At 57.4% G+C, this 19,519-nt stretch carries 19 protein-coding genes and 1 tRNA gene; 15 read left to right on the top strand and 5 right to left on the bottom strand.

Going from position 1 to position 19,519, the window contains the following annotated elements; genetic code table 11:
• Window positions 1-84: 84 nt before the first annotated feature.
• Window positions 85-474: a GFA family protein gene (locus tag GOW60_RS00085; RefSeq protein WP_171227794.1), complete on the bottom strand. Its 390-nt coding sequence runs from the start codon at window positions 472-474 to the stop codon at window positions 85-87.
• A gap of 20 nt (window positions 475-494) precedes the next feature.
• Window positions 495-1,481: a D-glycerate dehydrogenase gene (locus tag GOW60_RS00080; protein ID WP_171228333.1), complete on the bottom strand. Its 987-nt coding sequence runs from the start codon at window positions 1,479-1,481 to the stop codon at window positions 495-497.
• Window positions 1,482-1,679: 198 nt separating this feature from the next.
• On the opposite strand from GOW60_RS00080, the gene GOW60_RS00075 reads away from it, so the two are divergent.
• The 11 genes from GOW60_RS00075 (at window position 1,680) to GOW60_RS00025 (ending at window position 15,877) form a co-directional block, all read left to right on the top strand.
• Entirely contained in the window at window positions 1,680-2,141 is a 462-nt protein-coding gene (locus GOW60_RS00075; protein ID WP_171205541.1) for an SH3 domain-containing protein, read from the top strand.
• 96 nt (window positions 2,142-2,237) lie between these two features.
• The gene (locus GOW60_RS00070) at window positions 2,238-3,227 is read left to right on the top strand and encodes an NADPH:quinone reductase (protein WP_171227793.1); all 990 of its coding nucleotides are present in this window, start codon (window positions 2,238-2,240) and stop codon (window positions 3,225-3,227) included.
• A 90-nt stretch (window positions 3,228-3,317) separates the two neighbouring features.
• Window positions 3,318-3,392, top strand: a tRNA-Gln gene (locus tag GOW60_RS00065).
• 831 nt (window positions 3,393-4,223) lie between these two features.
• Entirely contained in the window at window positions 4,224-4,808 is a 585-nt protein-coding gene (locus GOW60_RS00060; RefSeq protein WP_171227792.1) for an ANTAR domain-containing response regulator, read from the top strand.
• Window positions 4,805-5,974, top strand: a complete 1,170-nt coding sequence (locus GOW60_RS00055) for an ABC transporter substrate-binding protein (protein WP_171206156.1) — start codon at window positions 4,805-4,807, stop codon at window positions 5,972-5,974. The genes GOW60_RS00060 and GOW60_RS00055 overlap by 4 nt, the downstream gene beginning before the upstream one ends.
• A gap of 270 nt (window positions 5,975-6,244) precedes the next feature.
• Window positions 6,245-7,609 carry a CmpA/NrtA family ABC transporter substrate-binding protein gene (locus tag GOW60_RS00050; RefSeq protein WP_171227791.1) on the top strand — a complete coding sequence of 455 codons (1,365 nt, stop codon included), beginning with the start codon at window positions 6,245-6,247 and terminating at the stop codon, window positions 7,607-7,609.
• A 71-nt stretch (window positions 7,610-7,680) separates the two neighbouring features.
• Entirely contained in the window at window positions 7,681-8,763 is a 1,083-nt protein-coding gene (locus GOW60_RS00045; protein ID WP_152458841.1) for an ABC transporter permease, read from the top strand.
• A gap of 5 nt (window positions 8,764-8,768) precedes the next feature.
• Window positions 8,769-10,448 carry an ABC transporter ATP-binding protein gene (locus GOW60_RS00040; RefSeq protein ID WP_171227790.1) on the top strand — a complete coding sequence of 560 codons (1,680 nt, stop codon included), beginning with the start codon at window positions 8,769-8,771 and terminating at the stop codon, window positions 10,446-10,448.
• Between the two features lie 4 nt (window positions 10,449-10,452).
• On the top strand, window positions 10,453-12,888 hold the full coding sequence (nirB, locus tag GOW60_RS00035) for a nitrite reductase large subunit NirB (RefSeq protein WP_171227789.1): 2,436 nt from the start codon (window positions 10,453-10,455) through the stop codon (window positions 12,886-12,888).
• A complete protein-coding gene (nirD, locus tag GOW60_RS00030) occupies window positions 12,885-13,217 on the top strand; it encodes a nitrite reductase small subunit NirD (protein WP_170713628.1) in 333 nt (110 codons plus the stop codon). The genes nirB and nirD overlap by 4 nt, the downstream gene beginning before the upstream one ends.
• Window positions 13,217-15,877 carry a nitrate reductase gene (locus GOW60_RS00025; RefSeq protein WP_171227788.1) on the top strand — a complete coding sequence of 887 codons (2,661 nt, stop codon included), beginning with the start codon at window positions 13,217-13,219 and terminating at the stop codon, window positions 15,875-15,877. Before nirD ends, GOW60_RS00025 begins: the two co-directional genes overlap by 1 nt.
• A gap of 98 nt (window positions 15,878-15,975) precedes the next feature.
• Here the strand turns inward: GOW60_RS00025 and GOW60_RS21375 are convergent, their stop codons facing one another.
• Window positions 15,976-16,149 carry a hypothetical protein gene (locus GOW60_RS21375; protein ID WP_371813308.1) on the bottom strand — a complete coding sequence of 58 codons (174 nt, stop codon included), beginning with the start codon at window positions 16,147-16,149 and terminating at the stop codon, window positions 15,976-15,978.
• Window positions 16,150-16,573: 424 nt separating this feature from the next.
• On the opposite strand from GOW60_RS21375, the gene GOW60_RS00020 reads away from it, so the two are divergent.
• Genes GOW60_RS00020 through GOW60_RS21040 form a run of 4 tightly spaced genes read left to right on the top strand, consistent with a single transcriptional unit; the run spans window position 16,574 to window position 17,658 of the window.
• Window positions 16,574-16,735 (top strand): hypothetical protein, encoded by a 162-nt coding sequence (locus GOW60_RS00020; protein ID WP_171227784.1) that lies wholly within the window; start codon window positions 16,574-16,576, stop codon window positions 16,733-16,735.
• Window positions 16,735-16,992 carry an AAA family ATPase gene (locus tag GOW60_RS21050; protein WP_254443799.1) on the top strand — a complete coding sequence of 86 codons (258 nt, stop codon included), beginning with the start codon at window positions 16,735-16,737 and terminating at the stop codon, window positions 16,990-16,992. The genes GOW60_RS00020 and GOW60_RS21050 overlap by 1 nt, the downstream gene beginning before the upstream one ends.
• Window positions 16,993-17,046: 54 nt before the next feature.
• On the top strand, window positions 17,047-17,220 hold the full coding sequence (locus tag GOW60_RS21045; protein WP_254443798.1) for a hypothetical protein: 174 nt from the start codon (window positions 17,047-17,049) through the stop codon (window positions 17,218-17,220).
• Between the two features lie 9 nt (window positions 17,221-17,229).
• Window positions 17,230-17,658: an AAA family ATPase gene (locus tag GOW60_RS21040; RefSeq protein ID WP_371813323.1), complete on the top strand. Its 429-nt coding sequence runs from the start codon at window positions 17,230-17,232 to the stop codon at window positions 17,656-17,658.
• Between the two features lie 694 nt (window positions 17,659-18,352).
• On the opposite strand, the gene GOW60_RS00010 is transcribed toward GOW60_RS21040, so the two are convergent.
• Both GOW60_RS00010 and GOW60_RS00005 read right to left on the bottom strand, forming a co-directional pair.
• The gene (locus GOW60_RS00010; RefSeq protein WP_217355438.1) at window positions 18,353-18,766 is read right to left on the bottom strand and encodes a hypothetical protein; all 414 of its coding nucleotides are present in this window, start codon (window positions 18,764-18,766) and stop codon (window positions 18,353-18,355) included.
• A 34-nt stretch (window positions 18,767-18,800) separates the two neighbouring features.
• Window positions 18,801-19,448 (bottom strand): tRNA-dihydrouridine synthase, encoded by a 648-nt coding sequence (locus tag GOW60_RS00005; protein ID WP_171227786.1) that lies wholly within the window; start codon window positions 19,446-19,448, stop codon window positions 18,801-18,803.
• Between the last annotated feature and the right edge of the window lie 71 nt (window positions 19,449-19,519).

Here is a 19,519-nt window from a genome sequence, read left to right as displayed (position 1 = left end):
GACTATCAAAATTGCGCGCCGAACACGCTCTGAACAAGTCCAAGCTGCACGCCATCAACACATGGCCGACGTCCGCAGCACGCGTTAAGGCTTTGCATCGCCTACCAATCGATCCTGATCATAGCGGGTCATACCGCGGAACTCGGGCAACCACGCTTCACGCCGGGTGACCCAGCTTTCATATGTTGGCGTCAACTGATCTGGCACATCAAGGCATCCAAGATGCACCTCCACTTCGGTTCCGCTGCGCGCAAAGACCGGAGAGCCGCAGACGGGGCAAAAGAACCTGTCAGCATAACCACGCGCTTCGCCGGAAACCTCTATTCTGTCTTCCGGGAAAACGGCCGCCGCATAGAACACCGCGCCATGATGCTTGCGGCAGTCCAGACAGTGACAGATTCCGACCCGCAATGGACGACCCGAAGCCCTGATGCGCAGATTTCCACAACGGCACCCTCCTTCATAGACGTCCATTCCTGCTCCTTTCCAGAGCGCTAGAGCATCGCCGGCACAACCTGATCCGGCGGGCGGTGGCCGTCTTCGAAGGTCTTGATGTTGATGATGACCTTCTCGCCCATCTCCACCCGGCCCTCGATCGTGGCTGATCCCATATGAGGCAACAAAACCACATTGGGCAGCTGCCGCAGGCGCGGGTTCACGTCAGTGCCCTGTTCGTAGACATCCAGCCCCGCCCCCGCAATTTCACCTGCGCGGATCATCCGGGTCAGGGCGTTTTCGTCCACGACTTCACCACGTGACGTGTTGACGATCACTGCCGAAGGTTTCATCAGTTTCAGACGACGTGCGTTCATCAGATGGAAGGTCGACGGCGTTGAGGGGCAATTGACCGAAATCACATCCATCCGCGCGACCATCTGATCGAGGCTTTCCCAATATGTTGCCTCCAGCTCCTGCTCGGTCTCGGGCCGCAGCCTGCGACGGTTGTGATAATGGACCTGCATTCCAAACGCGTTCGCACGCCGCGCCACCGCCTGCCCGATCCGGCCCATGCCCAGAATGCCCAGACGACGACCTCCGATACGGCCTCCCAGAAAAGCGGTGGGCGCCCAGCCGGACCAATCTCCCTGCTGCATCACGCTCAGACCTTCGGGAATGCGTCGGGTAACGGCCAGAATCAGGGCCATGGTCATATCGGCGGTGTCATCGGTCAGAACCCCAGGCGTGTTCGACACCAGAATCCCACGCTGGCGCGCGGTGGACACGTCAATATTGTCGACACCGGCACCGTAATTGGCGATGAGCTTCAGCCTTTCGCCCGCCTGGCCCAGCAGACCGCCATCAATCGCATCGGTTACCGTAGGCACCAGGACATCAGCGTCCTGCACTGCGGCCACCAGTTCCTCGCGCGTCATCGGAGTGTCATCGTCGCGCAAGCGCACATCAAACAACTCGCTCAAACGTGTTTCGACCGCTTCGGGCAACCGTCGCGTAACGACAACACTCAAACGTTCTCTTGGCACCTCGGCCCTCCCACTGCTTTGCAAACGGACGCGCGCCATGGCATCGTGGCGCAGGATAAGGCGGGGCACAAGAACCCCTTTGGCATTGAGTCGACCTTTTTTCGGAACCGGATCAACAGGCATAAGAGCAGGCAGTCAGTGAGTGGTATTCGACCGGTAAATCGCCGCTGTCTGGCGGCACTATCCGTATTTCTGATCATGTTCGGCGCATGGGCTGCTCATGCCGACGTGAAACGAGGATCCGTCACCAACCTCCCCCTGCCCCGTTATGTCTCGATGAAAGCAGCAGAAGGCAACGTGCGGCGCGGACCTTCTTTGACACATCGAATCGACTGGGTGTTCAAACGGCGCGGAATGCCGCTTCAGGTCACTGCCGAATACGGCAACTGGCGACGGGTTCAGGACCGCGACGGCGCTGGAGGCTGGGTTCACTACGCCCTATTGTCGGGTGTTCGGACAGTACTGATTGAATCTGAAATGCTGCCTGTCTATGCCCGACCCGATCCGACCTCCCCCGTGAATGCGCATTTCGAATCCGGGGTCGTGGCCCGACTGGGAACCTGTTCGCTGGACTGGTGCCGGATCACCGCTGGCGGGTATCGGGGGTGGACCTTGAAGTCGAATCTATGGGGGGTCGACCCGTCCGAGATTCGCGAATAGCCACAGGGCCGACCTTCCCCCGCGTTGCGGACACGCGACAAGGTGTTTGAGTTTCCCGCCGATATGCTGTGAAACTCGACCGAAACGGAGGCGATCATGCGCGCAGTTACATATTCCACCTTCGGAGACCCGGCCGATGTCCTGCGGATAAAGGACCTCCCTCCGGTCCCGCCGGGTCCGGGCGAGGTCACGGTAGAGCTGTCCTTTTCCGGGGTGAACCCTTCCGACGTCAAAGCCCGCGCCGGGACCAGACCGGGCGTGACGGAGCCCCCGTTCCCCCTGATCATCCCGCACAGTGATGGCTCTGGCGTGATCTCGGCCGTTGGCGACGGAGTTTCCGCATCTCGGATCGGTCAGCGCGTGTGGATCTGGAACGGGCAATGGCAACGCCCTTTCGGCACCGCCGCCAGCCACATCACCCTTCCCGATGCGCAGGCCGTGGCTTTGCCGGATGCAGTATCGTTGCAGACCGGCGCAATTCTGGGCATTCCCGGTCTTACCGCCTGCCACGCGGTGTTTTCAGGCGGCCGTCCCGATGGGCAAACGATCTTGATACATGGTGGCGCGGGCACCGTCGGCTTTCTGGCCGTTCAGCTTACCAAATGGGCAGGCGCGCGCGTGATCGCGACGGCCAGCCCTCGCAACTTTGACCGGGTCCGGGAAGCCGGCGCAGATATCGTGATTGATTACGCCAGCGAGGATCTGTCCACCGAAATTCTCGATGCAAATAAAGGAAAGACAATCGGCCGAATCATCGACGTCGAATTCGGCCGGAATATTCAAACAAACGCCACGGTCATCGCCGAGAACGGTCGCATCAACGCCTATGGCTCTGCCCAAGACATGACCCCCGTGTTTCCGTTCGGACCGATGATGTTCAAAGCCATGACGCTTGAGACCATTTTGATTTATCTTCTTCCGCCGGATCTTCGTACCAATGCCGTGAAGATCCTTCACAAAGCATTGACGGATGGCGCTTTGACCTGCCCTGTTCAAAAGGTCTTTGCACTTGAGGAATGCGCGTCTGCGCATGCAATGGTGCAGGATGGAAACCGGACCGGAGCCGTGTTGATCGACACCAAATGACCGCCCTGAAAAAAAACTGTTCAACGTGAGATTTTTTGACAAAACGCTCTTGATCCCTGCCAACAACAATCGTAGACAGCCGCTCACTGTTGGGGTGTAGCCAAGTGGTAAGGCAGCGGTTTTTGGTACCGTGTATCGTAGGTTCGAATCCTACCACCCCAGCCACATTTCCATGAAATGTCGAGAAAATAAGAGCTTTCCCAAGCTCATCTTAGACAATGCGTCTCAGTCGCCCGAAACTGTGACAGAGGGTGCAACACTAACCGTTGCGCACTATGCGCGCAAGCGCTCCGGCTCGTCCCATCAGAAGCCAAAACACTGCGCCGGCCCTTACCTCATGCGAATGGGTCGGGCATTCCATTTCCGCAAATGCCTTCCCAAGGCGCGATCAAACTTACAATCAAACTCATCTCTGTACCTTTCCCTGCGTACCGACCTCCCGCTCGACGCCGTGAAACGAGCCGCCAAGCTTCTCACGATCTATGAGCGAATGGAGAAAGAAATCGTGTACGCCCACGCCTCTCAAGACCTGAGCCCTGCTGACTGAAGATCTCTCAGCGGAACTGGTAGGGGTCCTGGCAGAACAAAGCAGGATGCGCAGCTTTGAGCCTCCCCAACTGAACTGGTCCACCGTTATGTTTAGGAAACGGAGAACCACGAATAGCAAACAAGCGACCGAAGCCAGAAGAGGTAGATTCGAAGTTGCGGCAGTTTGAACTTCTGATGGGGCAAGGCATGCCCCGTCTTGATGCGATCGGATAGATCAGAGTTGTTGAAAAATCCTACGACCGTTAGAGCAAGTGAAAAACACAAGGTTCGATGCGAGACGCCACTGCAGCGCTCACCGCAGATTTCTTTGATGCCATGTAGAAAAACTGTGCAGACATTCCGCTAAATGCGAAAATATGCTGATATTATGGGCGAACCGGCAGCCTGGTGAACATATTATTGGCCTTGGAATTGCGATCAATGAACCTTGGTCTCAGTTGAGACTCTATGAATCAACATCTGACTGTCGTTGTAGTCGAACAGAACCAAGAGCGTGCTTTTGCGATCGTAGATGCCCTAAAAGAGGCTGGCGACGTAGACGTTTCTGTAATTGGCAATGTCTCCGGTCTGGCACGTAAAATTGCAACGCATAGCCCAGACATTGTCCTGATCGACATCGACAATCCATCGCGGGATATGCTGGAAGAACTCACCGTTGCTTCAGGTCCATTGGAACGTCCCGTGGCGATGTTTGTCTCAAGCGCCGCGGGCGGGTTGGCGAAAGCCGCAGTTGAGGCCGGGGTGTCGGCCTATGTCGTCGACGGTTTGCAAGCCGAGCGCATTAAACCTGTGATCGATACCGCTATTGCCCGGTTTCAGGTGTTACGGCAGATGCGGACCGAACTGGCCGAAACCCGCCGTGCGCTGGAAGAGCGCAAAGTGATTGACCGAGCTAAGGGCTTGTTAATGAAGGCCAAGGGCGTTTCGGAAGATGAAGCCTATGCCCTGCTCCGTAAAACCGCGATGAATCAGAATCGCCGGGTTGCCGAGGTGTCCGAAGCCTTGGTCACAGCATCAGGTTTGTTGTCATGAGAACGGTAACCCTGCCTGTCGCCTATATGCCTTTGGTTGATGCCGCTCCACTGATCGTGGCACGCGAGATGGGGTTTGACCACGCCGAAGGCATCTCGTTGGACCTGCGACCGGCTCCATCTTGGTCGTCTCTGCGTGATATGCTGGCCTTTGGGCACGTGGACGCGGCACATCTGCTGTCACCCGTCCCCGTTGCGATGGCTTTGGGTCTTGGAGGCATTGCGACACCGTTGTCCGCCGTGTCTGTCCTGTCGCTCAATGGCAATGTCATAGGTGTTGGAACTCAATTGGCTGGGCGGTTGGCCGACCAGGGCTACGGCTTCGATTTCTCCGATGCTGCTGCAGCTGGGGCTGCACTGGCACAGGCCGCCGGCGACGTTTTGGTGTTCGGTGTACCTTTTCCGTTTTCGATGCATGTTGAATTGTTGCGTTATTGGGTCGCTGGAACCGAACTGGCCTCGAAACAGGTCGAAATCCGAACCGTCCCGCCTCCACTCATGGCGCAGGCGCTCGCAGGTGGCGAGATCGATGCCTTCTGTGTGGGTGAGCCCTGGGGCTCATTCGCTGTAGACGACAATGTCGGTGCACTGCTGTTGCCCGGCAAGGCGATCTGGTCCTGTGCACCTGAAAAAGTGCTGGCGGTCAGAAACGACTGGGCCGAAACCGAACCACATTTGCTGGGCAGCCTTATGCGGGCCGTTTGGCGCGCAGGGCGCTGGCTTTCGAACACCGACAGCCGAACAACTGCATCCGAGATGCTATCGCGTAAAACCTATCTCAACGTCTCACCCGAGCTGATTGACCGAGCGCTGATGGGCGAATTCACTATATCGGCCCGCGGCGAGCAGCGCCATGTCGATGGGTTTGTCGAGTTTTTTGACGGCGCTGCCACCTTCCCATGGCGCAGTCAGGCGAAATGGGTTGCGCATCAATTGGCGAAACGAAACGGGCTGGACGCCGGAACTGCGGAACGACAATCCGCAAAGGTCTTTCGCAGTGATCTCTATCGTCGCGAATTGCAAGGGCTTGGTGTGGAAACACCCGGCGCGTCCGAGAAACTTGAAGGGGCGTTACCCGAGTCGACGGCGGTTGCCTCGACCAATGGCAGCCTGATTCTGTCTCGGAACGTCTTTTTCGACCGACGCATTTTCGAGCCAGCGGGGTAAGTCTGCACAAAATTTTTGCAGTGCAGCATCTGTTATTGCTGCGACGCAGAATTTTCGAGGTGAAAACGCTGAAAATTGATGACGCGCCGCTGCGTGACTGGCTAAATCGGAACATCGGAAGGCAACGACGCCCACCGACGGAATTCGCCCATAGTCCAGGGCACCTCACAAGAGCAAAGCCGCTCGACCATCCGCCACCTCCTCCCGGCGGACTGTGTCGGCGGCTTTTTTGTTTGCCCAACGGGTTGGGCTGAACCGAAAGGGAACGAGATGAAAAAGCTTCTTTTAGGCCTTGCTGCGACGACGGCGCTTGTGTCACCGGCACTGGCCGAACTGGAACTGGAAAAAGACGAGCTAACGTTTGGCTTTATCAAACTGACTGACATGGCGCCGCTGGCTGTCGCCTATGAGAATGGGTACTTTCTTGACGAAGGCCTGTTCGTGACGCTGGAAGCACAAGCCAACTGGAAAGTGCTGCTGGATGGCGTGATCGACGGGCAGCTGGATGGCGCGCACATGCTGGCCGGGCAGCCTTTGGCCGCGACCATCGGTTACGGCACCGAGGCGCATATCATAACACCATTTTCGATGGACTTGAACGGCAACGGCATCACCGTCTCGAACGAGATTTGGGAAGAGATGAAGCCGAATATCCCGGTGATGGAGGATGGTCGTCCCCAACACCCTATCAGCGCTGAGGCGCTTGCTCCGGTCGTCGAGAAATACAAATCCGAAGGCAAGCCCTTTAACATGGGCATGGTCTTCCCCGTTTCGACCCATAATTACGAACTGCGCTATTGGCTTGCTGCCGGTGGACTGCACCCCGGCTACTACAGCCCTGACAACGTAACCGGCCAGATCGGTGCAGATGTGTTCCTGTCAGTAACGCCACCGCCGCAGATGCCTGCCACGTTGGAGGCCGGCACGATATACGGCTACTGCGTGGGCGAGCCTTGGAACCAACAGGCTGTGTTCAAGGGTATCGGCGTGCCGGTCATCACGGACTATGAGTTGTGGAAGAACAACCCTGAGAAGGTCTTTGGCATCACTGCCGAGTTCGCAGAAGAGTATCCCAACACCACGCTGGCCGTGACCAAGGCCCTAATCCGCGCCGCAATGTGGCTGGATGAGAACGACAACGCCAACCGCCCCGAGGCGGTCGAGATCCTCAGCCGCGCGGAATATGTGGGCGCAGATTATGACGTGATCGCCAACTCGATGACCGGCACATTTGAATACGAAAAAGGCGACAAGCGCGAAGTTCCTGATTTCAACGTGTTCTTCCGCTACAACGCGACATACCCGTTCTATTCGGACGCGATCTGGTATCTGACACAGATGCGCCGCTGGGGTCAAATCCCTGAATCCAAGCCCGACAGCTGGTATGACGAGGTTGCCAAATCTGTCTACAAACCCGAGATCTATCTGGAAGCCGCGCGCCTTCTGGTCAATGAAGGCTTGGCGAATGAGGCCGACTTCCCCTGGGACAGTGATGGTTACAAAGCGCCCACCCCGGCCGAGGATATCATCGACGGCATCACCTATGACGGCCGCACCCCCAACGCCTATCTCGAAAGCCTGTCCATTGGTCTGAAGGGCAATCAGAAGATCGTCGGCTCGGACGTGCAAGGCTAATCCCATGCGTCGCGCCCGGTATCAGCCGGGCGCGCACCCCAAAGTGCCCCGCCATCGCAAGGACACATCAGATGACAACGGTCGATCCCGAATTCAACGCAGACGCCGCCAAAGAGGCGCGTCGCACCCGCCTGTTCACCCGCATCAACGCCGCCGACAAATGGTTCCAGATTCTTGGCCTAAGCTGGGCCACCCCGGTCCTGAAAGCTGCCGCCGGAGACAACCCCCGCGCTCAGATGACCGAAATCTGGCGTCTTCTGGTCGTCCCCCTGCTGTCGATCTGCGCCTTCCTGCTGCTTTGGGGGACGCTCGCCCCGAAAGTGCAAACTTCCCTGGGCGCCGTACCAGGCCCAGCTCAGGTCTGGGCAGAAATGGTCAACCTCAACGAGGACGCACAGGCCAAGGCCGCCAAGCGCGCCAAGTTCGAGGCAATGGTTGAGAAACGGAACCAGAAGCTGATCGATACTGGCCGCGCGGACGAGGTCAAACAAGTCGCCTACACCGGCGCTCCGTCTTACTACCAGCAAATCTGGACCTCTATCAAAACCGTGTTCTTCGGGTTTCTGATCGCGACCGTTGTGGCCGTTCCCCTTGGGATCGCTGCCGGACTGTCGCCGACCGCCAATGCGGCGCTGAACCCGCTGATCCAGATCTTCAAACCGGTCTCACCTCTGGCATGGCTGCCGATCGTGACCATGATCGTCTCGGCCGTCTACGTCACCAACGACGGTTGGTTCGCCAAGTCCTTCCTGATCTCGGCCATCACCGTGACCCTGTGTTCGCTTTGGCCAACCCTGATCAACACCGCGCTGGGTGTGGCGACCATCGACAAGGACTTGGTGAACGTCTCCAAGGTTCTGAAAATGAACACCTATACCAAAGTCACTAAGCTGGTGCTGCCTTCGGCGTTGCCGCTGATTTTCACAGGTTTGCGCCTGTCGCTGGGCGTCGGCTGGATGGTTCTGATCGCGGCGGAAATGCTGGCGCAGAACCCCGGTTTGGGCAAGTTTGTCTGGGATGAGTTCCAGAACGGCTCGTCCAGCTCGCTTGCCAAGATCATGGTTGCGGTCTTCACCATCGGCATCATCGGTTTCCTGTTGGACCGGGTGATGTACGCACTGCAATCCCTCTTCACATTCACGAACAACCGGTGAGCGCGATGAGCATACTGAGCTTCAAAAACGCCACGAAATCCTTCGGTGAAGGCGCCGCGCGGACGGATGTGCTGAAAGGCATCGATCTGGACGTGCAGAAGGGCGAGTTTCTGGTGATCCTCGGCTTTTCCGGCACCGGAAAAACGACCCTGATTAACCTCATGGCCGGTCTGGATACTCCAACTGGCGGAGAGGTCACGTTCAAAGGCACTCCGATCAAGGGGCCGGGCCCGGAACGTGGCGTAGTATTTCAGAATTATTCACTGATGCCTTGGCTGACGGTCAGCGGCAATGTGGGGCTGGCGGTCGATACGGTCTTTCCGGGCCTCGGCAAGACTGAGAAGGCCGCGAAGGTCGCGCATTATGTGCAGATGGTGGGTCTCAGCCACGCTGCCACGCGCCGCCCGGCGGAACTGTCGGGTGGGATGCGTCAGCGGGTCAACGTGGCGCGTGCCTTGTCGATGAACCCAGAGGTTTTGTTGCTGGATGAGCCTCTGTCGGCGCTCGACGCGCTCACCCGTGCCAATCTGGCGGATGAGATCGAACATATCTGGGAGGCCGACAAAAAGACCTGCGTTCTGATCACCAATGACGTGGACGAGGCGATCATTCTGGCCGACCGGATCATCGCCCTGAACCCCGATGGTACGTTGGGCCAGGAATTCCGCGTATCGATCCCGCGCCCTCGCGAACGCGGTGCTATGAACAACGACGAGACGTTCAAGCGCCTGCGCGCCGACGTCACCAAGTACCTGATGGATGTGGGGATCGAAGCCAAGGTAGAAGGCTCGCGCGTCCTGCCCGATGTTACACCGATCCATGGAGTGCCAACGGCTGTGGCCGAGGCACAAAAGGGGATGATCGAGAGCCGTTTCCTCGACTTCTCACAGCTTCATAAAGTCTACCCGACGCCCAAGGGCCCTCTGACCGTTGTTGAGGATTTCGATCTGAAGATCGACAAGGGCGAGTTCATCTCGCTGATCGGCCATTCAGGTTGCGGAAAATCTACGGTTCTGACCATGGCTGCGGGGCTGAACGATATATCCAAGGGCGCGATCAAGCTGGATGGTCGTCATGTCGAGGGGGCTGATCCAGAACGCGCCGTGGTGTTCCAATCCCCCAACCTGTTCCCATGGCTAACTGCCAAGGAAAACGTCGCGATCGGGGTCGACAAAGTCTATCCCAAGGCCAGCATCGCCGAGCGTCAGGATGTCGTTGAATACTATCTGGAACGCGTCGGTCTGGCCGATGCGATGGACAAATCCGCGAGCGACCTGTCGAACGGCATGAAACAACGCGTCGGCATCGCACGCGCCTTTGCCCTATCGCCCAAGCTGCTGCTGTTGGATGAGCCCTTCGGGATGCTCGACAGTCTGACCCGCTGGGAATTGCAGGAAGTGTTGATGGAGGTCTGGTCCCGCACCAAGGTCACCGCAATCTGTGTGACCCATGACGTGGATGAGGCGATCCTGCTGGCCGATCGCGTGGTGATGATGACCAATGGCCCACAAGCGACCATAGGCAAGATCACCAAGGTCGACCTGCCGCGCCCGCGCACCCGCAAAGCGCTGTTGGAGCATCCGGACTACTACGCCTACCGGCAGGAGGTCCTCGATTTCCTCGAAGAATACGAACACGGCGCCAAGCCAAAAACGCCCGCCCCCAAGGCGATTGCAGCGGAGTGAAACCATGAAACAAAGACTTGTTGTCATCGGCGCAGGCATGGCCTCGGGCCGGGTGCTAGAACACCTGACCGACGCCGCGCCGGATGCGTTCGACATCACCCTGTTCAACGCCGAGCCCCGCGGGAACTACAACCGCATCATGCTGAGCCCGGTTCTGTCGGGTGAGAAGACTTATAAAGAGATCGTCACACATGATGACGCCTGGTACGCCGAGCGGGGGATTGCTTGCCGGTTCGGTGAGAAAGTTGCAAAGATCGACCGCGAGATGAAAGTTGTCGAGGGCGAGAACTGTCATGTGCCTTACGACAAGCTGGTAATTGCCACCGGGTCGAACCCGTTCATCATCCCCCTGCCCGGTCATGATCTGGACGGTGTCATCGCCTATCGCGACCTGGAAGACACCCAGCAGATGATGGACATGGGCCCCGACAACAAGGTCGTCGTGATCGGTGGCGGCTTGCTGGGGCTCGAGGCTGCGGCGGGCATGGCCGCGCACGGCGTTGACGTCACCGTGGTGCATATCATGGGCCACCTGATGGAGCGTCAGTTGGATGAAGCCGCAGGCTACCTGCTGAAGAAGTCGCTGGAAGACAAAGGAATCAAGATCTGCCTACAGGCGAACTCCAAGGAAATTCTTGGGCAAGATGGCAAGGTCCGCGCACTTTTGCTGGACGACGGGACCGAGCTGCCCTGTGATCTGCTGGTCATGGCCGTTGGCATCCGTCCCAATACAGCGCTGGCGCAGGAGGCCGGTCTGGCCACCGGGCGTGGCATTCATGTGGATGACCAAATGTTGACCTCGGATCCGGATATTTACGCTGTGGGTGAGTGCGTCGAGCATAACGGAGAGGTCTTTGGTCTTGTCGCGCCGCTTTACGATCAGGCGAAAGTGGCGGCGCATGCCTTGTTGGACAAAGAGGCCGCGTTTGAGCAAAAAACTCTTTCAACGAAGTTAAAAGTCACCGGCTGCGATCTGTTCAGCGCTGGCGATTTCGCAGATGGACCGGGGCGTGAGGATATCGTGTTCCGCGACCCATCGCGGGGCGTCTACAAGCGCCTTGTGATCGAACAGGACCGTCTGATCGGCGCTGTCATGTACGGTGACACGGCCGACAGCGGCTGGTTTTTCGGCCTGATCAAGGATGGCACCAGCATCGAAGACATGCGTGAGACGCTGATCTTCGGCCCGGCCTACCAGGGGGGCGACACCGCGGACCCTCTCTCAGCCGTTGCAGCATTGCCGCCTGAGGCGGAGATTTGCGGCTGCAACGGCATATGCAAAGGCGACATTGTCGAGGCGATCCATTCAGGGGCTGGCGATCTGGGCGCGGTTCGTGCAAGCACCAAGGCCAGTGCGTCCTGCGGAACATGTTCGGGTCTGGTCGAACAGGTCCTGCAGGTCACTTTGGGCGATGCGTTCCAGATGCCAGCGGCACAACCGATCTGTGGTTGCACCGACCTGACGCATGAAGATGTACGCCGTCTGATCAAAGGGCAGGAACTGAAAAGCCAGGCCGCAGTCTGGCAGGAACTCGGCTGGAATACGCCCAACGGCTGTCATGTCTGCCGCCCGGCGATCAACTATTACCTTCTGGCGGATTGGCCACTGGAATATCAGGATGATCCACAAAGCCGCTTCGTTAACGAACGCAAACACGCGAATATTCAGAAAGACGGTACGTTCAGCGTAGTGCCGCGCATGTGGGGCGGGATCACCACCCCCGAAGAACTGCGTGCCATTGCCGACGCCGCCGACAAGTACGACGTGCCAACCGTAAAGGTCACCGGCGGCCAACGCATCGATCTGCTGGGCGTGAAGGGTGAAGACCTGCCTGCGATCTGGTCGGATCTGAACAGGGCCGGTCTGGTCTCGGGTCACGCCTATTCCAAGGGCCTGCGGACAGTCAAAACCTGCGTCGGAACCGATCATTGCCGGTTCGGCACGCAGGACAGCACCGGCCTCGGCATCAAGCTTGAGAAAATCCTGTGGGGATCTTGGACTCCGCATAAGCTGAAGCTGGCCGTGTCGGGCTGTCCTCGCAACTGCGCTGAGGCAACTTGCAAGGATATCGGCGTTGTCTGCGTGGACTCAGGCTATCAGATCAGTATCGGAGGGGCCGCCGGTATGGACGTGAAAGAGACCGAATTGCTGTGCCAGGTCCAGACCGAGGGCGAAGCGATTGAGGTGGTGATGGCCGTCACGCAAGCCTATCGCGAAGGCGGCAAATATCTGGATCGAATGTATAAATGGCTGGGCAAGGTCGGCATGGACTGGGTCAAAGCTCAGGTCGTGGACGACCTTGAAAACCGCACCGCCTTGGTCGCCAGGTTCGAGCTGTCGCAAAGCATCTACCGTAAAGACCCGTGGGCCGAACACGTCAAAGAAAAAGCGCAGACCTACGCGCCGATTGCAGATTTCACACTGGAGGCAGCGGAATGAGCTGGATCGACATCGGACATATCGACGAGGTTCCCTTACGCGGGGCGCGGTTGGTGAAAACCCATATCGGCTGCATCGCCGTATTCCGTACTGCTGAGGCTGAAGTGTACGCCGCAACCAATAGCTGCCCCCATAAGGGTGGCCCTTTGTCTGAAGGCATCGTCCACGGCCAGTCGGTCACCTGCCCGCTGCACAACTGGGTTTTCGACTTGAATACGGGCGAGGCCCAGGGCGCAGATGATGGTCGCATCACCACCTACCCCGTACGTTTGGAAGATGGGCGCATCCTGCTTGACGACAGCGCCGTCACCCGGCGGAGTGCGGCCTGATGGACGGAACTGGCCTGCCAGAGGTCCGGTCAACCTGTGCCTATTGCGGCGTCGGCTGCGGTGTTCTTTTGCGCCCCGATGGTGCCGGTGGTCTGACAGTGCGAGGCGACCCGGACCACCCGGCGAATTACGGGCGTCTATGCTCGAAAGGGTTGGCTTTGGATGAAACCGTGGGTCTAGACCACCGGTTGTTGACCCCACGCGCGTTCGGCCAGGACACCAGTTGGGATAAAGCACTGAAATTGGTTGCCGATCGCTTTTCGACCACGATCAGAGAGTTCGGACCGGACAGCGTAGCTTTTTACGTCTCGGGCCAATTGCTGACCGAAGACTACTATGTTGCCAACAAGTTGATGAAAGGCTTCATCGGCTCAGCCAATATCGACACCAATTCGCGGTTGTGTATGGCGTCAACTGTAGCCGGGCATAAACGCGCCTTCGGAACCGATACAGTGCCCGGAACTTATGAAGATCTGGATCACGCTGACTTGGTTGTGCTGGTTGGTTCAAACCTTGCCTGGTGTCATCCCGTTCTCTATCAGCGGGTCATGGCGGCGCGTCAGGCGCGTGGCACGAAGATCGTGGTCATTGACCCACGCCGCACAGCGAGTTGTGATCAGGCGGACCTTCATCTGGCGCTTCAGCCAGGCAGCGATGTAGCGCTTTTCAACCGATTGCTTTGCAGAATTCACCACACCGGCCATGTATCCGCCGAATTCCTGGAACGAAGCAATGGGTTCTCTGAAGCCCTCGAACTGGCGCAGCTTGACGATCCTGACGAGACGGGGCTCAGCCCATCTGAGATTGAGGCGTTTTGCGATTTGTGGATCGGTACTGAGCGGGTCGTTACGGTCTTTAGTCAGGGTGTAAACCAGTCTTCCAGCGGTACCGACAAGGTCAATGCGATCTTGAATTGCCATCTGGCCACCGGTCGAATTGGTCGCGAAGGGATGGGGCCGTTCTCGGTCACAGGTCAGCCTAACGCCATGGGCGGTCGAGAGGTGGGTGGTCTGGCCAATACGCTCGCTTGCCATCTGGACATAGAAAACGAGGACCATCGTCAGGCGGTGAAACACTTTTGGAATTCGCCCAACATCCCTCGGAGGCAAGGATTGAAAGCTGTCGATCTGTTCCGATCCATCGAAGACGGTCAGATCAAGGCGCTCTGGATCATCCACACCAACCCTGCGGCTACCATGCCGGACGCGGACAGAGTGAGCGCAGCTATCGAAAACTGCCCATTTACAGTTGTCAGCGACCTTACCGCGCGGACAGATACCGCGCGTATCGCAGACGTGCTGCTGCCAGCGGCGGGATGGGCAGAAAAATCGGGGACTGTAACCAATTCAGATCGCACGATAAGCAGACAACATGCCGTTTTGAGGCCTCCGGGGCAAGCCCGCTCGGACTGGGATATCTTGGCCGAGGTCGGCCGTAGGATGGGTTGGGAAGAGGCATTTAACTACGACTCTCCGGCGCAGATTTTCAGAGAATACGCGAGCATGACCTCACTTGCGGCGTCTTTTGGCAAGGACTTCGATATTACCGAGTTGTCCGACATTGGGGATGAAGACTATGATGCGCTGAGCCCCACACAATGGCCAACGACACTTGGTGCGACCGACAAGCGGTTCTTTGGCGATGGACAGTTTTTTCATCCTGATGGCAAAGCGCGTATTGTTCCGGTTTCTCACAAGCCGCCCAAAGTGAAAACCTGTGCACAATTCCCGTTTCTTTTAAACACAGGGCGAAACCGGGATCAGTGGCATACCATGACACGGTCTGGTTTGTCGCCTCGTTTATCAGCCCACCTTTCCGAACCTTATGTTGACATGAATCCAACGGACGTTGATCGGTTGGGCCTTAGCGCCGCAGATTTGGTACAACTCGACAGCTCAGTTGGAAGCGGAGTGTTTCGCCTTCGAATATCGGAAGCTGTCGCGCCCGGGCAAGTGTTCGCACCAATTCACTGGACGGGTGAAACGGCACCTTCAGCCCGTGTGGATGCGCTTGTTCCAAGTGTGACTGATCCGATATCTGGACAGCCTGAAAGCAAGGCGACGGCTGTTTCTGTGCGGCGTCTGAATGCTTCCTGGTACGGCTTCGCCATTTCCGTCGATGCGGCCTTGCCTACGGCAGAATACTGGGCAATCAGCAAAACGGACAAAGGCTACAGGATGGAGTTGGCAGGGAAGCAGGACATCGACGATTGGGAACACAAGGCCCGCGAGTGGTTTGGACTACCAGATGCCATGGTGACTTCAATCGAAGACCCCAAACGCGGCTCGCATAGGATCGCGCTGTCAGACGGACAGCGCCTCTTGGCGGCGCTTTTCGTCTCCCGCCAACCCATCACTCTGATGCGAGACTATTTGGCAAGTTTGCCTGAGGTTTCGCTCATTCAGATACTGTCTGGCCGGTCATCTGCTGCTTCTGAAGATTGTGGACCAACTATCTGTTCGTGTTTCGGGGTCGGACTAAAGACCATCATCGACGCCATTCGCAACAAACGTTTGATCAATGTGGACGATATCGGAGATGCCCTTAAAGCTGGAACAAACTGCGGTTCATGCCGTCCAGAGTTGGCTGAATTGGTCGCGGAGCATTCGAAGTTGAACCGCAATACACCGAAGAGTTTCCCGGAAAAACAGTTAGGATAGACCCGGGTTTTGGAGCTGGACAGCAGTCTGCTTTGGTTGGTTTTCAAGGAAGGAGCGGTTTCCACTCACTCGATACCCAAAACCTGGTTGAGCGTGATTCACCGGTTCGGGCAATTCGGTGGAAGGATGGCGTCGTCCTGCACTCCAAGCGCCAATATGTGCTTACTGAGCAATTTCGTGTCCTGCGACCTCAGATGAAACCAATACTCATCCAGTTGATCAGCAGCCTTTCTTGCCTTCGCCGCCACGATGTTCGCCAAATGAGTACGCAAAGAAAATGCAATTCGAGAAGACGAATAGTAGCGGCAATACTCTTTGGGAACGCGGCACTATAGTAAAACACACCATCTTTTACGAATTTGTACTTGGGTGAAAGGATCTCTGACATGGTCCACGGCTCCACCCTGCTGTGTAAAGCTCGATTTAAACCAAGGGTTTATCTGAAGAGGGTGCCTGTAACGGGAATAGAACACCGCCCCCGGGCACCATTCCCAACAGGTAAGCTACTGTTTCCCTTCAGCTTTAACTGGAGCTGACCAAGGGCGTAGTACTTGCTGGAGCTATGCCGTTGCTTCCAGCCATTTGCTCAGAACTTCAAGCGGATAACCCTTACCATATCCAAGCCCTACGCCTTCGGTTTGCCAGCCACCTATCTGGTCTACGATGTCGGACGGACAGAGGCGGCGCTAGGCACTGGTGCGGGACACCCCCCTGCACCGTTTGGATGAGGCCGCGTTCTGGGCGGATTATGCCGACCTGGAAGAACTGGACGCTTATTGCCTTGCCAGCTTCAAGCGCATGAAACCCGCGCGGCAGGCAGCATTTCTTGAGCATGTACAAAGGAGGCAAGCGGCGTGATGCGTGATTTTGCTGAGATGGCGGTGCAACTGGATGCGCACCGAGCCGAGTTTCCCAAAGAACGGTCGGACCGTTTGCCGAAAGAGTTTGTCTGGCGCGACCCTTCCGCTATACCGCCCCGTCCTTGGCTCTACGGGCAACACCTGATCCGCAAACAGGTATCGGTGACGGTCGCACCCGGCGGCGTCGGGAAATCGTCTTTGACGATCTGCGAAGGGCTGGCAATGGCATCTGGCCGCGACCTACCGCGCGATTAGACCGCATCAGCCCTAAGAGTCTGGACATACAACCTTGAAGACCCCCGCGACGAGATGGACCGGCGCATCATCGCGGCCATGCAACATCACAACGTCGCCCCCGAGGAAATCTCAGGGCGTCTCTTTGTGGACACGGGCCGGGAACGCGAACTCAGCACCGCCATTCAAACTCGTGAAGGCGTCCAGATCGTCAAGCCGAAAATGGAAGCCTTAGCCCAAGAGATCTAAGCGTGCGAAATCGATGTTCTAATTATCGACCCGTTCGTGTCATCGCATAAGGTGGGCGAGAACGACAACGGCGCAATCGACCTTGTGGCAAAGGAATGGGCGCGACTGGCAGATCGTTGCAATTGTGCAATTGAACTTGTGCACGACACTCGCAAGACAAACGGCGAGGAAGCAACTACTGAAAGCGGGCGCGGTGTAACGGCGCTCTTGGCAGCAGCAAGATCCGGTCGAGTGCTCAACAAGATGGGCAACGACATGAAGGCCGAGGCGGGTGTTCAAAACGATCCGTCCACCTACTTGGCCGTGACCCGTGACAAAGCAAACCTCGCCCCTGTTGGGGATCGTGTTTGGCGGCGCATGGCATCTGTGCAGCTATCCAATGGGGATAGGCAGGTCGAGCTGGACATCCGTCAACGGCGTTTGACCAAGCTTCCCTAGCTGGGCTTGCGACATTAGACCAAGTGCTTTCGCTAGTTCCTCAGTTTCGCCTGCAGCGCTAAATGTCGCGATGTCGGAGGCGAGCGATTGAGTTGTGATTGTTACCCATTCATTTGTTCCTGCAGCCTGTGCCGCGAGTGCAGCTCCAAGCTGGTCGCTCTCTTGAAGTTGGTCGTAGATATATAAAAGTCGATCTGATTGCTTGCTTGACTAGCCCCAGGCGTTCTGACGAGCTGACTCTGTTCATTGCCGGTTAGATTTCTAAGTGCCAAACCGGTGTCCTCAGTGCTAACGCCAAAGCCGCCAGTTTGAGCCAATCCGAGAAGCTCCGAAGCAGTTGGCTAAATATGGGTCTGGGGAAACTGATCTGTCACGAATGTGCCGGGATCAAGTGCGCGAATAATCGGCTGTTCTTGTGCGATAGCCTCAGTACAAAGAAGTGAGACCCCCCCCAAGTAGCAAAGGTGTTTTTTCATCCAATATCCCTCTCGTGCGTCCGATCAGACTTCTATGTAAATCAGTCTTGGTATGGCCAGATGCTGTTTCGCAGTCTGCCCTGAATCAAGGCGGCAAGACGATCCAACCTACCATTGCTGGCCGATCTTGAGCATCTGAGCCGTCAACGGCGATTAGAAATATAGCGTCTAACCGATGCAGATGGCCCCGCTTACTTGGCCGACGACAGCGTCTAAATTCACGATTCACTTGTGCGAACAGAGCGCGGTTCATCACTACTCCATTGATAGTTCCAGAGGAACACAAGGAACAGTACACCGAACACCAAGTCGACGGCGCCGGGGACAAGTAGCAGCACGTCTGCGCTGCCACTGGTGGTATACCAAATTACCAAGCCCGCCAAACCCAGCTGAGCGAACGCACCGGTCGCGATGATGGTGTGGTTTCGGTCGGGATTGAACGCCACCGCCATGAATCCCAGTCCGAAAACGAAGGCGTGCAGTGCGAACAGGTAAAAGAACAGGCGATCACCGGCATCGAGCCCGAGGAGGTTCAGCGCCCAGTCCGAGAACACAACCAGGCCGACAGTACCGACGCAGTTGTAGAGGCCTTTTGCAATCAGCAGTCGGCGCCAAGGGTAATGGCTCTTCATCGTTTTCTCCATCCTGGCAGCACAGCCGCCATTGCTAGTATAGGTCGAAGACCTCCTGGATCAGGGCGTCCCAACGATGGTTCGCATCGCCCGCGATGTGCGCGAAGCGGCTGTCGTCGTAGCAGCCCATTGGGTATTCGAGCACCGCCAGGAGGCAACGATTGCAGAGCGTGCAGGGACGCTCCGCTGCGTGCGCTGTTTTCTTCTCGCGGCTGGCCTTGAGTATCTCGTTCGGCAGATTGGGATTGGCCAGCAGGGGGCGCGCAATGGACACTGCATCGCATTTACCATCGTCCAAGGCTGCCTGAATTCCTTCCAGGGTTTGGAAGGAACCGGTGCAGATGACCGGGATTGTCACGCGGGATTTAACGGCCTCGGCAGCATCGAGATTGACGCCCTCGAGCCTACGCCAGGCCGCGTCCTTGTTGTCTGCCGGTGGCCTGCGTCCCGCCACGAAACTTCCTATTGTCGGATAAAGTTCGCGCCGGAGCGACCGCTCCCATAAGAGCCTCGCCACCCACAGCAGGGGCCGCACTCTGAACGCAAGGTACCAGAGAAACGTGTAGGCCCCGCTGTCGATTAGTGACTTGTAAGTCCGCGGTACGAACTCGCTTGGGAAGTAACCTGCGGGATTGCAGGGATGCCCGAACATGCTGCCCGACGATACGTGGATCGCGTCCACGCCGTCTCTTTCGCACTGAGCCTCCCCCACTGAACTGGTCCACCGTTATGTTTAGGAAACGGAGGACCACG

It is taken from the genome of Ruegeria sp. HKCCA4008, from assembly GCF_013033125.1.
GTDB lineage: Bacteria > Pseudomonadota > Alphaproteobacteria > Rhodobacterales > Rhodobacteraceae > Ruegeria.
Note: the sequence above shows the minus strand (reverse complement) of the source record. Positions and strands in the feature narration are given on the sequence as shown.